This is a genomic window from Ponticaulis profundi, from assembly GCF_042659465.1.
Taxonomy (GTDB): domain Bacteria; phylum Pseudomonadota; class Alphaproteobacteria; order Caulobacterales; family Hyphomonadaceae; genus Ponticaulis; species Ponticaulis profundi.
The window spans coordinates 1-15251 of record NZ_JBHSSW010000033.1; the positions used below are offsets into that span (position 1 = coordinate 1).

15 protein-coding genes are annotated in these 15251 nt (G+C 55.1%); 9 read left to right on the plus strand and 6 right to left on the minus strand.

Annotated elements, in window-relative coordinates; genetic code table 11:
* Positions 1–199 precede the first annotated feature (199 nt).
* From folP to ACFQDM_RS15225, 4 genes are all read left to right on the plus strand, one after another.
* Positions 200–1030 carry a dihydropteroate synthase gene (folP, locus tag ACFQDM_RS15210; protein WP_377380492.1) on the plus strand — a complete coding sequence of 277 codons (831 nt, stop codon included), beginning with the start codon at positions 200–202 and terminating at the stop codon, positions 1028–1030.
* Entirely contained in the window at positions 1020–1385 is a 366-nt protein-coding gene (gene folB, locus ACFQDM_RS15215) for a dihydroneopterin aldolase (RefSeq protein WP_377380494.1), read from the plus strand. The genes folP and folB overlap by 11 nt, the downstream gene beginning before the upstream one ends.
* A complete protein-coding gene (gene folK / locus ACFQDM_RS15220; RefSeq protein ID WP_377380496.1) occupies positions 1382–1873 on the plus strand; it encodes a 2-amino-4-hydroxy-6-hydroxymethyldihydropteridine diphosphokinase in 492 nt (163 codons plus the stop codon). The genes folB and folK overlap by 4 nt, the downstream gene beginning before the upstream one ends.
* Positions 1874–1963: 90 nt before the next feature.
* Positions 1964–2581 carry a hypothetical protein gene (locus ACFQDM_RS15225; protein WP_377380498.1) on the plus strand — a complete coding sequence of 206 codons (618 nt, stop codon included), beginning with the start codon at positions 1964–1966 and terminating at the stop codon, positions 2579–2581.
* 70 nt (positions 2582–2651) lie between these two features.
* Here ACFQDM_RS15225 and ACFQDM_RS15230 read toward each other — a convergent pair whose 3' ends face one another.
* The 3 genes from ACFQDM_RS15230 to ACFQDM_RS15240 all read right to left on the minus strand — a co-directional run bounded on the left by ACFQDM_RS15230 (position 2652) and on the right by ACFQDM_RS15240 (position 5382).
* Positions 2652–2990 (minus strand): hypothetical protein, encoded by a 339-nt coding sequence (locus tag ACFQDM_RS15230; protein ID WP_377380500.1) that lies wholly within the window; start codon positions 2988–2990, stop codon positions 2652–2654.
* A gap of 89 nt (positions 2991–3079) precedes the next feature.
* Entirely contained in the window at positions 3080–3994 is a 915-nt protein-coding gene (locus ACFQDM_RS15235; protein ID WP_377380502.1) for a LysR family transcriptional regulator, read from the minus strand.
* 44 nt (positions 3995–4038) lie between these two features.
* Positions 4039–5382: an oxygenase MpaB family protein gene (locus tag ACFQDM_RS15240; protein WP_377380504.1), complete on the minus strand. Its 1344-nt coding sequence runs from the start codon at positions 5380–5382 to the stop codon at positions 4039–4041.
* 113 nt (positions 5383–5495) lie between these two features.
* Between ACFQDM_RS15240 and ACFQDM_RS15245 the strand changes: the two genes are divergently transcribed.
* A complete protein-coding gene (locus ACFQDM_RS15245; protein ID WP_377380506.1) occupies positions 5496–6101 on the plus strand; it encodes a TetR/AcrR family transcriptional regulator in 606 nt (201 codons plus the stop codon).
* Here ACFQDM_RS15245 and ACFQDM_RS15250 read toward each other — a convergent pair.
* On the minus strand, positions 6078–6542 hold the full coding sequence (locus ACFQDM_RS15250) for a hypothetical protein (protein WP_377380508.1): 465 nt from the start codon (positions 6540–6542) through the stop codon (positions 6078–6080). The genes ACFQDM_RS15245 and ACFQDM_RS15250 overlap by 24 nt on opposite strands.
* 346 nt (positions 6543–6888) lie before the next feature.
* Here ACFQDM_RS15250 and ACFQDM_RS15255 point away from each other — a divergent pair, with 346 nt between their 5' ends.
* From ACFQDM_RS15255 to ACFQDM_RS15270, 4 genes are all read left to right on the plus strand, one after another.
* The gene (locus ACFQDM_RS15255; protein WP_377380510.1) at positions 6889–8466 is read left to right on the plus strand and encodes an ABC-F family ATP-binding cassette domain-containing protein; all 1578 of its coding nucleotides are present in this window, start codon (positions 6889–6891) and stop codon (positions 8464–8466) included.
* A gap of 94 nt (positions 8467–8560) precedes the next feature.
* Complete coding sequence (locus ACFQDM_RS15260; RefSeq protein WP_377380512.1) at positions 8561–9508, plus strand: NAD(P)H-dependent flavin oxidoreductase; 948 nt, start codon at positions 8561–8563, stop codon at positions 9506–9508.
* Between the two features lie 98 nt (positions 9509–9606).
* Positions 9607–11793, plus strand: coding sequence for a M3 family metallopeptidase (locus ACFQDM_RS15265; RefSeq protein ID WP_377380514.1), 2187 nt, complete (start codon positions 9607–9609; stop codon positions 11791–11793).
* Between the two features lie 153 nt (positions 11794–11946).
* Positions 11947–12699 (plus strand): RDD family protein, encoded by a 753-nt coding sequence (locus tag ACFQDM_RS15270; RefSeq protein ID WP_377380516.1) that lies wholly within the window; start codon positions 11947–11949, stop codon positions 12697–12699.
* A 36-nt stretch (positions 12700–12735) separates the two neighbouring features.
* On the opposite strand, the gene ACFQDM_RS15275 is transcribed toward ACFQDM_RS15270, so the two are convergent.
* Together ACFQDM_RS15275 and ACFQDM_RS15280 are read right to left on the minus strand one after the other, a co-directional pair.
* On the minus strand, positions 12736–14661 hold the full coding sequence (locus ACFQDM_RS15275) for a flavin-containing monooxygenase (protein ID WP_377380518.1): 1926 nt from the start codon (positions 14659–14661) through the stop codon (positions 12736–12738).
* Positions 14662–14885: 224 nt separating this feature from the next.
* A partial coding sequence (locus tag ACFQDM_RS15280) for a cold-shock protein (RefSeq protein ID WP_377380520.1) occupies positions 14886–15251 on the minus strand: 366 nt, incomplete at its 5' end.

Genomic DNA, 15251 nt, shown 5'->3' on the forward strand with positions numbered 1-15251 from the left:
AATCGAGAGCGAAGCTAACCTCTGAGGCTTCGCATCGAGAACGGCCCGCCCTCGCGTCCCCACCCCCCCACCCAGCTGGGCGGGTCGTTTCCTCCCAACTCTCCCTGCAATTGCTTGCCTCCGGGAGAGCAAGGGTATTGAAGACAGGACAGCCCGATCTGTCCTGTTTTCTGTTTTAGGGGAGGCTTTCATTTCTCAATTGATCCAGGCCGAAAAGCGCGACAGCCTTTTGCGGCGCGCGCGCGCCGACCGCCTCATTATGGGGATTGTGAACGTAACGCCTGACAGCTTTTCAGATGGCGGACAGTTCGATGCCCTGCCAAAAGCACTTGCTCACTCGAATACGCTCGTAGAGCAGGGGGCGGATATTCTGGATATCGGAGGCGAATCCACGCGCCCTGGAGCCGAGAAGGTTTCTGCGGCAGATGAGATCGCGCGCGTTGTGCCCCTGATTGAGGCGCTGGCTGACGGCGATACGCCGATTTCCATAGATACTTATAAAGCTGAGACGGCGCACGCGGCTGTGAAAGCCGGAGCGGTGATCATCAATGATGTAACAGGGCTGACGGGTGATCCGGATATGCCTCAGGCCGTTGCGGATACGCAGGCGGGCATCATCGTGACCTATCATCGGGGTGAAAGGCAGGACGGCATTGATCTGGTCGCGGACATGATCGGCTTCTTTGAGAGGGCTTTCGAAAAGCTCGATTCTGTGAACGTACCGCGTTCGCGCGTCTGGCTGGATCCGGGTGTCGGATTTGCGAAGACCATTCAGCAAAATTTTGATGTCATTCATCATATCGATAAGCTGAACGTCTTTGATTGCCCGGTGCTTGTTGGCTTTTCCAGAAAAAGTTTTATCGGGCTGACACTGGATCGGGCGGTCGATGAGCGCCTGCCCGGAACATTGGCCTCACACCTTTACGCCCTGACGCGCGGCGCCCACATCATTCGTGCGCATGATGTTCGCGAGCATCGTGATGCTTTGACAATTTTTGAAAGACTGGAACAGGCCGGACATGACGCATAGCAAAGTCATCATCCGCAATTTGCGTATTCATGGTTTTCACGGCGTGAAACAGGCCGAGAAAGCTCTCGGGCAGAAATTCGAAGTGGATCTTGTCTGCGAATTGAATGGCAAAATTGGTGTTCATGATCAGATGGATGAGACCGTCTGTTATGGCGAGATCTGTGACCTCGTCTGCGCCGTCTCGGAGGCAGACGTCTTCAACCTGATCGAAACGCTGGCCGACCGAATTGCAAGCGCCATTTTCGAGAAGTTTGCATTGATCAGCGCGCTGGAAATTGAAATTCGAAAACCGAACGCCCCGGTTCGTCATATTGTGGATTATGTCGGTATCGCAATCCGGCGGGAGCGGGCATGACACACACCGGCATTGGTCTTGGGTCTAATCTGGGAGATCGCCGCGATCATCTGTTGCAGGCGGCGCGAGCGATTCAGGCCTTGCCGGTGACAGATATCCTTCAGGCCTCTTCCATCTGGGAAACACCGCCCTGGGGAAAGACCGATCAGCCAGCTTTCCTGAATGCCTGTCTGCTGGTTGAAACATCATTGACCCCAAACGCGCTGTTATCGCTCATTCTGAAGATTGAGCAGGATATGGGGCGCGAGCGTGAAGAGAAATGGGGGCCGCGCCTCATCGATATCGATCTTCTGTTCATGGAGGACCATCATGTTGTCACTGATGATCTCATTCTGCCGCACCCGCATATTTCCGAGCGCGCATTCGTACTTGCTCCGCTGAAGGAGATCGCACCTTTTCAGCAAATCGGTACCAGATCCGTTCTGAAGCTTGCCGACGAGATCAGCTTCGAAGGATTGGTGAAACTCGGACCTTTCCCACCACTTTAAGTCTGCGGTTTTTTGAAGCCGTACCTTGATGTCTGCCGGGGATCGCTCATCTCTTTTTCAGGGATGGTCGTAAAACCGAGGAGGTGCATTATGGCAATGTCAAAGAGTGAGCTCAAGGAACAGGCCGCCAAAGCCGGACTTGCGCTGGCGCGAGAAAAAGCCTGGAAGCATGTATCCCTGACGGATGTCGCAGAAAAGGCTGGCCTGCCTCTGTCTGAATTCTACGATCGTCTGGATCTCGACGGCGTTCTGTCAGCCATCGAAACACAGTTTGATAAAGCCTGTGGCAGCGAGCCAGTCTCAAAGGATGAGACAGCGCGCGAGCGTATTTTCGACGTCGCTATGTTGCGGTTCGAGGCGATGGAAGATCATCGCGACAGTGTTCTGGCAATTCGAAAATACTGGAAAAAACGTCCGGTGGAGCGTTTGAAAGCAGCTGGCCGACGCGTGAAATCGGCACGCTGGATTCTGACCTGTGCCGGCCTCGACAACAGCCTGCTCGAAGCGCGCAGTGTGATTTTATCGGGTATTCTGTTCCGCGCCGAAGACGCCTGGGAAAAAGAGACCAGCCCTGATTTTACAAGGACGATGGCACAGCTCGACCGCGATCTTCGGGATCTTGAAGATTGGGGAGAGCGTCTTTCGGGCTTTGGGAAAAAGCGTACCGAAAAAGACCAGGAAGCAGCGGGCGAACACGCCGCTTCCTGACAGTCTAGGGTCCCGGTCTGCCACGAAACGAGCCGTCGTGGCAGAGAGAGATCAGCAGCTTTAGGGCGTGCTACTGACCATTTCTGGCAAGCTGAATCCGTGCTGGCGCGAAGTCCTGGCGGTGCAGTTGTTTCAGCTCTGGAAGGTCGAATTCGGTGATGGCAGCAGACAGCAGTTCCGCCTCGCAAAGATTTTGGCGATCTTTCTGCATGCGTTCGACAAATGTGTCCGCGCGGTGCGTGGCGTGATCGCAGGCTCTTTCGGCCGTCTTTTTCATGGCTGCGTAGTTTTCCGCATGGGTTGCGGACTGATCGAGTGTGAAGTCAGCGCTGATGCGGTCACCGGCAGATGCAAACTGTGCACCGCAAAGCGCGGCTGCGGTAAGGGTCGTCACGATCAAGCGTTTCATGGTCTTATCCTTCTGATCATTGGCGTGAAGCCATAGTCAGAAGATGTCGCCTGTTTCGTTATTCCTCCAATGAATAATGGGAATATGAATTATGCTTTTCGGTAATTGTTAAAGGTCTCGATCAGCGCCTGCCGCACCCATCGATGGCTTGGCGTGTCGCTTGCGCGCCGAAGCCAGATCATCCGCATGAGCCCGAATAAGGGGGGAAGCTCGAATGGCACCGGCTTCATGATGAGCCCATACTGCTGAGCGCGGCGTCCGGCGAGCCCGCTTGGACAAATCATCAGAAGATCTGTTGCAGCCAGGATTGGCGGACCAGCGGCAAAATGGTTGAGCGTGATGCCGATCCGGCGGGAAAGGCCCAATCCTTCGAGAATGGTGTCCACATCACCGCGCCCATCGCCTGTGACAGAGACCATGATATGGCGGGCGCTCGCGAACACGTCCGGCGTCATCTCCAGTTGCGCGAGCGGGTGGCCAGCACGCATCAGGACGACAAAGCTTTCCTGCAACACGGTTTCAGAGACAAATCGGTCCGGATGGCTGGTCGTCGCCGTGATCGCAATATCGGCTTCCTGACGGTCTAGATGCTCAAAAGCCCCCGTCAGACTTGGCTTCAGCCGAATGTCGATGCCCGGGGCATGTTCTTCCAGATAGTGCAGGAATTCCGGGAGCACGGTGCTCGCGACCAGATCATTGGTAATGATCGTTGTGATGCCTTCGGCTGTCGCCGGATCAAACTCTCCGGGCGTGAGAGCTTGCTCAATCTGGCGGAGTGCTTTGCTGACAGGTCCGGCAAGCTCTATCGCGCGATGCGTTGGCTGCATGCCGTCCGCAGTGCGGACAAACAATTCGTCATCGAAAAGCGCTCTTAGCCGGTTGAGGGCTTTCGAGATCGCAGGCTGCGACAAGCCAATGCGTTGTCCGGCACGCGTTGCATGGCGCTCATTCATGAGCGCATCAAAGACAACGAGCAGGTTCAGATCGAGTGTGGCGAGATTCATGGCCTGAAATGTAACGTCGGCTGTCAGCTCGCCAAGCTAAATTCTTACCCCGGCTGCGCCTGACCATCAGCACGCTGTTGCATGGTCGGTTTGTAAGCGGATGCATCGCTTTTGAATTCCGCATGGCCATAGCGGTGCAGGAGCTTGTGAATCCGCCGGGTCAGCCGGTCGTCCGCCCATTTTCCAAGAACAGGAGATTTGAGCGCCTGACGGTAGATTGCCGTCTTGGCTGCAATGGTTGGCATAAGCAGGGCAGCCAGCGCGTAGTCGCTCCATTTGATTTCAATGCCCATGTCGCGAGATGCCCGCTGGTCGCCGCCCAGGAAGTGCTGAACGAAGATCACGCGTGCTATCCGTCGTTCGACAGCATCGAACATGCGATTGCCCAGCGATTTGTCTGGCGGAAGATAGGCTGCCAGTGTGGCACGGATCAGCGCGCCGCAGGTTTCGTCATCAAAGCCTTTGCGAAGCGTGCCATTACGGGCATTCATGATGTCGACAATGCCTTGTGGCGTGTCCATCAGCAGGTCTTCCGGCAGACCCAGAAGATAACAGCGATAACGGCTGAATTCGACGCGTGCCCGTTCGTCCGCCGTAAACTCGGTGCGTCCTGCATCGATCATGGCATAAGCCAGGAGGAAGACATCAATCAGCCCGGCAGGCATCTGGTCCACTTGCGGAATAGGGATGCCGTAAACAGGGACGTCCCAGGCGCCTTTATGGCGAAGCACATTGAAGCGCACCATGGAATGCATCATGCGCACCATGGCGGCCGCCTTGAAGCCTTCACCATAGCGATCCAGCGCACCGTCGAGTGTTGTGACGGTAAAGAAGGTCGCTGTTTCATTGACGCGTTTTGCCGATGTTGTGTGGCCAAGCGTGCCCGTCATGGCCATTGGAAGCGCCGCGTATTTGTTCAGGAAGGTTGCCAGAAAAGCACCTCGGATCATCCACGGTGCCGTGACGGCGGCTGGCAGGCGGTTCAGTCGCGCCCCCTTGCGGACCAGATCCATGTCGAGCCAATCAGGTTTGACTTCCATTTCACGGATCAGGCTGACCAGCTCTGGCGGTGCATCAGGAACGGCCTCCACGCCCTGGTCGCATGCAAGCTGAAGCATATCGATCAGGCGTTTGAAGCCGTATTCCGGCATCAGCGCCGCGTAGGCATCTGCGGTGACGTCACCGAGCATGGAATAGGCCCGTACCCGCTCGATCATCTCTTCAGGCGGTTGGCCATGTTTCAGCTGAGAGGACGGCAGGGAGCTTTGTGACAGGTCAGATGTAAAACGCTCCGGTGTGATTTCGAAATCCACATCGCCATACATCACCGGCAATGCCGCCTGCTGGTAAGCAATGCGTTCGTAAACATGATCCAGGCTGTTGCCCATGTGAGGCTCCAAATCAGCAAATAAAATCTTCCTCTCAGATATAATGTAAGTAATGCTCAGGTTTCTACTCACATTGCAGTCCGATTGCAGTTCAGTCGGAGGAAGGTGTTCAAGTGTCTGAAAAGAAACGAAGAAGTCCCAGGCAGGCGCGAGCGCAAGCCAGTGTCGAAGCCATTCTCGAAGCAGGCTTTCAGATTTTGGAACACGAAGGTGAGGGCGCTTTAAACACCAATCTGATTGCTCAGCGCGCGGGCGTGAGTATCGGGACGCTCTATCAGTATTTTTCCAGCAAGGAGGAAATCCTGGCTGAACTGGGCGAACGACATGCGAGGGCAATACGGGATCGCATCGCAGATATTCTGATCAAGGCCCCGGAGCAAAGCAGCGTGCGGGCCATCATACGCGCGCTGATGACCGGGGGTGACGGATCTCCCGCCACCCGCGCTCTGCTGTCAGAGGCGTTGATCCGGCATAAGGGCGAGAGTGTCCTCAGCACGCATCATCTGGCGTTTCTCGACTCGATCAGCGGGCGCGCAGAATTCCGCTTTCCATTGAGTCCTGAAGCCGCCTTTGTGCTGACTCATGGTGCGATATGTCTGTTGCGAGCTGCAGCGGCTGAACCAGAGCTCGCCCTTGACCGCGACAAGCTAGAGGACGAGCTGGTTCGGATGATGGAAAGCTATCTGGCTGCCTTGTCACTCTCGGCCAGCGCCAATTGAAGGGGCAGCGGATGGGAATGTCGGCAAGGGGGCAAGATCGGGTTCTACCCAGTTGTGTCTGGCCTCAATGCTGAAGAGTTTTTCTCTGGACCAGTGCCGGAAGATCCAGTCCGGTTTGGCGAGTCCTTCGGCGAGCACAGCATTCACTTTTTTGTAGCATGCGAGGTCGTTTGGCAAAGCGGCCAGCGAAACCGCAATCCGGCGCAGAGACGCCAGTGTGATCGTTTCGTGATATCCAGTTGTGTCCGTATTCGCTGTCCCGACCGACACATTATATCTGCGGATCATGGGCGGCAGGTCCGTCTCTGCATGGTGTGCGTCTGACTCAAGGATCCAGACAGCCGCGGCCACATGAGCCTCATGTGTCCATCGGTGTTTTGGCAGGCTACGCATCATCAGCCTCAGGCCGATATAGTCGATTTCATCATTGGAAGTGTACATGGGAAGTCCTGTTCGAATTCGGCAGGCTTCCAAAAGCGAAACCCGCCGGAGGGCGGGTTGGCTTGAAGGATGCTTTTCAGGCTATTGGTCCGTCATAACATCAAATCTCGCGCAAGCTTCCGCCTCCGATTTCAATCGGCTTGTCTGCTGTTGAATCTGGGTTCGGTTGAACTTACGCATTCACCTCCTTTGCGACAGGGTTTGTCGAAAATCAATAAAAAATTGGCTGGCAGGCTTGAACTGGCTTCGAACCCAAGCTAATTTCAAAGTCTGACGAATGGCACGGAGGCGCACATGAACACCCAGAGGAAATAAGCCCTTTTTCTTCCTCTTTCTTTGGTGATTCATGTCTCATTTTCTGACCCTGGATGGGGTTAGTGCCAGCGCTCCTGATGGTTCTCCCCTTTTTTCTGATCTGACACTTTCTGTCGGCTCGCAACGTATTGGACTGGTTGGTCGCAATGGTGCGGGCAAGTCGACGCTGTTTGATCTGATCGCCGGACGGCGCAGCCCTTTGACGGGACATGTGCGTCTGAATGGAACGTGCGGTGAGCTGGAGCAGCTTCCGGATTCCGGCGGACGCATTGTTGATCTGCTGGGCATCGGTGAAGATGTTGATCGACTGAGGCGCCTTGAAGCCGGTCTTGGGACGCTTGAGGATGCAGAGCGCGCTGACTGGTTGCTCGAAGAGCGGATCGAGCGTGTGTTTGCAGATCTTGGGCTCGGGTCATTCCCGCTGGAAACGCCGGTTTCCATACTGAGTGGCGGGGAGCGAACGCGTGTGGCGTTGGCGCGGGTCTGGTTGCAAGCGCCGGATCTCTTATTGCTGGATGAGCCAACGAACAATCTCGACGCGGAAGGGCGTCAATTGATTGGCGGGCTTCTGGACCGTTGGCCGGGCGGCGTGATTGTGGCGAGCCATGACCGCGATTTGCTCGAACATATGGACCGCATTGTGCATTTGTCGACGACGGGTGTGATGGTGTTTTCCGGCGGCTGGTCGGACTTTGCAGATGCCAGAGACGCCGAGCTTGCACGGTCTCAGGCGGAATTGGAGCGGGCATCGCGTGAGCTATCCCAGACAGAACGCGGCGTTCAGAAGCAAGCGGAGCGTGCTGCGCGCCGTGCCAGAGAGGGGCGCGTCGATCGGGCCAGTCGCTCTCAATCCAAACTGTTTCTGGATGCTCAGAAGGAGCGTTCTGAAAACACGCAGTCGCGTGATGCCGGTCTGAAAAAGCGACAGCTGGATGCGGCTCGGTCGAGTGTTGAGAATGCGCGTCGTCGGATCGAAATTCTGACGCCTGTCAAAATCGAGTTGCCGGATGTTGCTCTGCCGTCATCCCGATTGCTTGTGCAGGCTGAAAACATCAGCCTTTCTTTCGGTGATCGCACGCTTTTCCGGGATATTGGTTTGCGTATTGAAGGTCCTCAGCGCTGGGCGCTGCGTGGCCGGAACGGTTCAGGCAAGTCGAGTTTTCTGAAGCTTGTGACGGGTGAATGGAAACCGACGACCGGAACGTTCAGTCGAGCTGAGGTGCCGATGGCCATGCTGGACCAGCATGTTTCACTGCTGCCTCGTGGTGAAACGCTGTTGAGCGCCATGATGCATCACAATGCGGGCATGACCGAACATGAAGCCCATGCGGCGCTCGCGCGGTTTGCATTTCGAAACAGTGACGCCTTGCGCTTGCCGGAAACCATGAGCGGTGGCGAGCGCATGCGAGCCGGTCTGGCCATGGTGATGAGCAGTCCCAACCCACCTCAATTGTTGATCCTGGATGAACCGACAAACCATCTCGATATCGACACGATTGAGACTCTGGAGGCTGCCCTGGCCAGTTTCTCCGGTGCGTTGCTGGTTGTGAGCCATGACGAGCGTTTTCTCGAGGCAATTGGATGTGCGCATGTGTTGAGCCTCGGGTGAGGCAGGTATCACAACCCTGTCATCATACCGCTCGCGGTCTTCCCTCTTCGGGTGATTTTGTTCAGTTTCTCCAAAAAGATTTGGAGGGAACGTCATGAAGATCAAAAATCGCGTCACGGACATGCTGGGGACGGAATATCCGATCGTGCAGGCAGCGATGGGGTGGATCGCGCGCTCGCCCCTGTCATCGGCCGTTTCGAATGCTGGTGCGATGGGCATTATCGAGACGTCATCAGGCGAACTGGATGCCATACGCGAGGAGATCATCAAAATGCGTGATCTCACCGACAAACCGTTTGGCGTGAACGTTGCGCAGGCTTTTGTCCGGGATCCCAACATTGTTGATTTCATCATTGATCAGGGGATCAAATTCGTCACGACATCCGCCGGTGATCCGGTGAAGTATACCAGCATGCTGAAATCGGCTGGACTGACGGTTTTTCACGTGGTCCCGTCTTTATCGGGTGCTCTGCGGGCCGTTGAGGCGGGCGTTGATGGCCTGATTGTCGAAGGTGCTGAAGGTGGCGGTTTCAAAAACCCACGCGATGTTTCGACCATGGTGCTTCTGCCACTTGTCTGTTCGAAAGTGGATATTCCGGTCATTGCTGCGGGCGGCATTCTAGATGGCAAGACCATGGCTGCGGCCTTTGCGCTTGGCGCGGAAGGTGTCTTGCTTGGCACCCGCATCCTGTCATCTGCGGAAAGCCCTGTGCACCAGAACTGGAAGGATGCGATTGTCGAAGCTGAGGAAACCGACACGGTGTTTCTGAACCGAATGGGGCCGGGGCCTGCATTGCGCGCGCTTCGTACCGAGCGGACATCGCGGCTGCAAAAACATCCTTCCGACAATATCTTTGCCGAGTTTGCGAATGTGCAGGATGTCTATTTCGGCGGAGACCTGGAGGCGGGGATCGCGCTCACCGGGCAGGTGGCTGGCCGGATCAATGATATCAAGCCGGTCGCGCAAATCTTTGATGAACTTGTGTCAGAATTTCACGATGTGATCGGAAATCTGCATGAAAATTATGGCGTAAGCCGATAGTTTGAGTGGAATGTTCCCTCTCTTCTCTTTAGAACAGGCAAAATAGTTCGGGGATGGCGGCGTCTGTCGTCATCTTATCTAAAAAGGAAGTCTTATTTATGCTGAAGAACTGGCTTTTTGCGACAGTGACCGCGACCGCGTTATTGGCCGCTTGCTCAAATGAAACAAAAACCGAGACCACTCCGTCCGAGCCAGTTGCTGAAGAGACAAGTCCGGCTACATCCGACAATCCGCTGCTGGCTGAATGGGATACGCCATTTGGTATTCCGCCTTTCGGCGAAATCGAGAACGACGATTACATGCCGGCTCTGGAGCAGGGCATTGAGGAACTCCGCGCTGAGATTGATGCGATTGTTTCCAGCGAAGAGCCGGCAACATTCGAGAACACCATTCTGGCGCTTGAGACGTCCGGTGAGACACTGGGGCGCGTATCAAGCGTGTTTGGGAATGTGACCGCCACCGATACGAATGACGTTCTGCGTGGTATGGAAGCCGAGTTCTACAAACGGATTACAGCCGAGCGAGACGCGATCTATCTGAATGATGCTCTCTTTGAGCGCGTGAAGTCTGTCTATGAAGACCTGCCTGAGCTTGAACTTGATCGTCAGGCTGAGCGTCTGGTCGAGCTGACCTATCGTGACTTCCAGCGCCGCGGTGCAGAACTTTCGGCTGAAGACAAGGAACGTGTCAAAGAGATCAATGCGCGCCTGTCAGAGATCGGCACCAAGTTCTCACAGAATCTGGTCGCTGAGACCAACGGGTTTGAGCTGCTCATCACGGATGAAGCAAATCTTTCCGGCCTCTCTGAAAGCCTGATCAATTCCGGCCGTGCGGCGGCGGAAGCGAAAGGCAAGGAGGGCTGGCTCTACAACCTTAATCGCTCAACATACGAAGCGTTCATGACGCAGGCTGACAGCCGCGATCTGCGCAAAAAGCTGTTCGACGGTTACCGTTTCCGTGCCGCGAATGGCGGACCGAATGACTCCGGCGAACTGATCCTGGAAACTGTTCGCCTGCGCGCAGAGAAGGCGCAGCTGATGGGGTATGAAAACCACGCCGCTTTCCAGCTCGAGACACGTATGGCGAAAACACCGCAGCAGGCGATCGACTTCCTGTTGCTGGTCTGGGAGCCGGGGCTGGCACGCGCGAAAGAGGAGCTTGCAGACATGCAGGCCCTCGTCGATGCCAGCGAAGACCAATACAAGGTCGAGGGCCATGACTGGTGGTATCTGGCTGAGAAAGTACGTCAGGATAAATATGCGTTCGACGACAGCCAGCTGAAGCCTTATTTCGAACTGTCTGCGATGCGCGACAGTGTTTTCGAAGTCTCCAAAAAGCTGTTCAACATCGAATTCGAGCCGCTGGATGACGTGCCGCTCTGGAATGACACCGTGGTGCCGTTTAAGGTCAGCAATCCGGATGGCAGCCTGATCGGCGTCTTCATGGCCGACAATTATGCACGCGATTCCAAGCGTGGTGGTGCCTGGATGTCTGGCTATCGCGGCGCCTCTGAAATTGATGGTGAAGTCGTTCGTCCGATTGTGACCAACAACCTCAATCTGATCCAGCCTGCGGAAGGTGACCCGACCCTGCTGAGCTTTGACGAGGTTGAAACGCTCTATCATGAATTCGGCCATGCGCTTCACGGGCTGCTCACAACGATCCGCTATGAGCGTATGTCCGGTGTTGGTGGACCGCGCGACTATACGGAGTTTCCGGCACAGATCATGGAGCATTGGGCTGGTGAGCCAGAGGTTCTGACGGCCTATGCGAAGCATTATGAGACCGGTGAGCCAATCCCTATGGAGCTGGTCGAGAAAATGCAGGCCGCTGCAAACTTCAACGAAGGTTTCCGCACCACAGAGTACATTGCCGCGTCCCTGCTGGATCTGCGCTGGCATATGCTGACACCTGAGGAAGCAGCTGCGATTACGGATCCACGCGAATTTGAACGTCAGGTGCTGGAAGAGTATGGCCTGATCCCGGAAATCGAGCCGCGCTATCGTAGCCCGTATTTCTCTCACGTATTCTCTGGCGGATATTCCGCTGGATACTACGCATATCTCTGGTCAGAAATTCTCGATTCCGATGGATTTGCGGCTTTCAAGAAAAGTGGTGACATTTTCAATCCGGATCTTGCGAAGAAACTGAAGCAGAATGTCTATGAAGCGGGTGAAATCGAAGAGGCGGACGAGCTCTATCGCCGCTTCCGCGGCGCTGACCCAAGCCCGGAGCCATTGCTTCGAAACCGTGGCTTCCTGTCTGAGGATGACGGCGAAAGCTAAACGAATTCAGTGAGCTGAATGGTTACAATGCCCTCGCTATTGGCGAGGGCATTTTCTTTTGAATTTCATGTAAATTTTATATTGCTATCGGAAGCTGTATTAATTGGCTTGCGCTATAACTTATCCAACCGGGGATCAGGGAGCCGTGGTGGGATGACACAATTTGGGAAAAAGCAGGGACCTGCAAGCTTCGGCAAGCGGCGTACAGGTCTGCAGCCGGGGGCTGCGCGGCGACCAGTTGGCAGTGTGCCAGCGGGCGGGCTCAGCGAAGAGGCACAAAGCTTTCTGAATTCCGAGCGCAAGCAGATGTCTGCGCGGAAGACGTCTTCGTCGTCTTCCGCTCTTGGTTTTCTGGAAACATCGCCATCTGCACCGGCGAGCAAGCGAGCTGGCAATGGTGAAAAGACAGGAGACAAGCCTGTCGCGTTCCGTCGCCTGTTTTCCTATCTGATCGATACGCTGGTTCTGGGAATACCTTATGCCTTTGTGATCGAGCCGCTTGTGTTCGGTCAAAGCACAACGGTCTTGATCCAGCCCGGCTATGATCCGGCAGAAACATTCACCGGCGATTTGCTCACCGCGCTGATCATGTCGATGGGGCTACAAATCCTGCTCAGAGCTGCTTATTCCATCGCAATGGAATCCTCCTCAACGCAGGCAACACTTGGGAAAATGGCGTTGGGCCTGGTTGTGGTGAATAGTCAGAAGACAAAGCCGTCTCTCGGCCAGGTAATTTCGCGCAACACATTCGGTCGTTTACTTTCGAACATCGTGCCATTCGGGATTGGATATCTGATGGCTCTGTTCAATGCCGACAAGAAATGCCTTCACGATATGGTGTCGGGCACGCTTGTCTGCACAAAAGGAACAAGCTCCGCGTCGTCGTACGCAGAAGCTTTTGCCTGATAAAAAAAGGCGAGCCGCTGGCTCGCCTTATTTGGTTTATTTCAACATCTCGTAAGAGTCTGGTTCTTCGTCTCGAGACTGGTTCCAGAAGTCGATGAGCCGGAGCGGCCAGTTCTGAGCCACGCGTCCTTTGCTGTTGCGATACCATGTGTTCGCTTTGGCATAGGCCCACGGCATTTGAGCATTCGCCGCATCAATCATCTCGTTATAGGCGTCATGCACCTCTTTCCGGATATCAGCGGCATGAACACCGGCATCTGCCATCATCTTCATGAGTACGGTCATGTAATGCGCTTCGCTCTCTGAGAAGAAGATAATGGACGCATTCACCACAATGTTCGTGTTTGGCCCGTACATGAGATAAAGATTCGGGAAACCCGGCACAGTCACGCCCTTATAGGCGCGGCCGTCTCCATCCCACATCTCATGCAGATCCTGACCACCACGCCCCTTGACGGTCATCGGGAAGAGGAAGTCCTGGGCTTTGAAGCCTGTGCCATAGATGAGGACATCAAACTCATGCTCCTCACCATCCTCTGTGATGATGCCTTTTGGTGTGATTTCACGGATATTGCCCGTATCGAGCGTGACATGATCCTTGCGGAGGGTTTCGAGCCAGATGCCGTTGTCACGCAGTGAACGTTTGCCGGAAATCTGGAAGTCCGGTGTCACCGCCTCGGCCAGAGCCTTGTCGCCTTTGGCCTGCTCGGTGATGTAATCCTCGATCTGCTTGCGGAAATCGGCCGCTTCCGCATTTGGTGCGTAGTCGAAGTCTTTCCACGCCGGATCAATCTGCAGATAGAGCAGCGGCGCATCGCCCATGCTCAGGAACAGGAAGAAGCGATACCACATCTGATAGAAGGGGATCTGACGGAGCAGGTGCAGTTTTTCAGACGTCAGGGCGTCGTGATAGTTTTCGGTTGGGGCGAGCCAGCCAGGTGTACGCTGGAAGACGCGCAATTCGCCAACTTCCTTGGCAATTTCCGGCACAAGCTGAATGCCGCTGGCACCTGTGCCGATGACGCCGACCTTTTTGCCCTTCAGATCGACCGAATGATCCCAGCGCGCCGAGTGGAAGGCCGGACCAGCAAATGTATCGCGGCCTTTGATCTCCGGATAAGCAGGCTGGTTCAGCTGACCGACCGCGCTGACCACACCACGCGATGTCAGGGATTCGGTTTTGCCATCCTTGGACTTGATGGTGACCGTCCAGGTCTGATTATCGTCATGATACTCAGCGCCGGTCACTTCCGTGTTGAAGCGGATATGCTTACGCAGGCCGTACTTGTCTGCAATTTTCTGGAAGTATCTCAGCAGATGGCCCTGCGTCGAGAAATGGTTCGGCCATTCATGGTCTGCTTCAAAGGAATACGAATAGATGTGGTTCGGGCTGTCGACGCGGCATCCAGGGTATGTGTTCTCATACCAGGTGCCACCCAGCTCCGGATTCTTTTCGATGATTTCGAACGGGATTCCCTTGGACTGAAAGACGATGCCCGCCAGAAGGCCGGACATGCCGGCACCGATAATGATCATCTTGTGATCGGCAGCCCAATCCGATGGGATATCAATGCCATGGCCTGGCATGCGCTTGTCTTCTCCATCCAATGGGAGCTCAAGCGACAGAAAGTCGAAATACTCGTCAGGAATGTGGTCTGTTGCAACATAGTCCATCATCTTCTGGAGCGTCGCGCGGTCTGGTGGTGAGGGCAGCTTGCCTGTCTCGGCATACTTTTCCATTGCGTCTGCAACGGCATCACGAAGCACTTTCTTCGCGTCTTCGGCGATGCCGCCATCCGGATCACCATTAATCAGTTCGTATTCCGGTTGATAAGCGGGATCGTCAATGAAGCGGGTGTCGCCCGTCAGGTGAACATAGATGATGGCGAGTGTTGGATGATGCGCGTGTGTCAGCGCTTCGCGCAGATATGCGCCATCCAGCGGTGCTGAACCGTCCGGCATAGTTTCCTCCCTAGTGTACTTTTATGCTGGAAAGTCTAATCGATTTTTTATTCAAGGCGAAGACGATATTCTGGAAATATTCGTAGAGATCACAAAAAGTTTTGCTTAAATTCGGCAAATGAAAAGGGTGACGTAAGGTCAGCAACTATTGGAATTGATAGCTGACGTAACGTACAAAAAAAGCCCGCCAGTGGCGGGCTTTTCGAAACAGATTCGGTGAAGACCTATTCGCCTTCGATAGGCTTCAGATTGACGGCCTTTGGACCTTTGCCGCGATTGTCCGCTGCGAGGTCAAAAGTCAGCTTCATGCCATCCTCAACGCCTTCGATACCGGAGCGTTCGATTGAGGAAATGTGCACAAAGACGTCTGCGCTGCCATCGTCTGGCGTAATGAAGCCAAAGCCGCGATCCTGATTGAAAAACTTGACGACGCCTGTGACGCCTTCTTTTTCAATCTGCATTGGTTGGCGTGGAGGACGTGACCCACCGTCACGGTCGCCGCCGCGGAAACCGCCGCCGCCACCGCCACCACGGTATCCACCGCCGCCGCCGTCGCGATCACCACCACGGAAGCCGCCGCCACCGCCGCC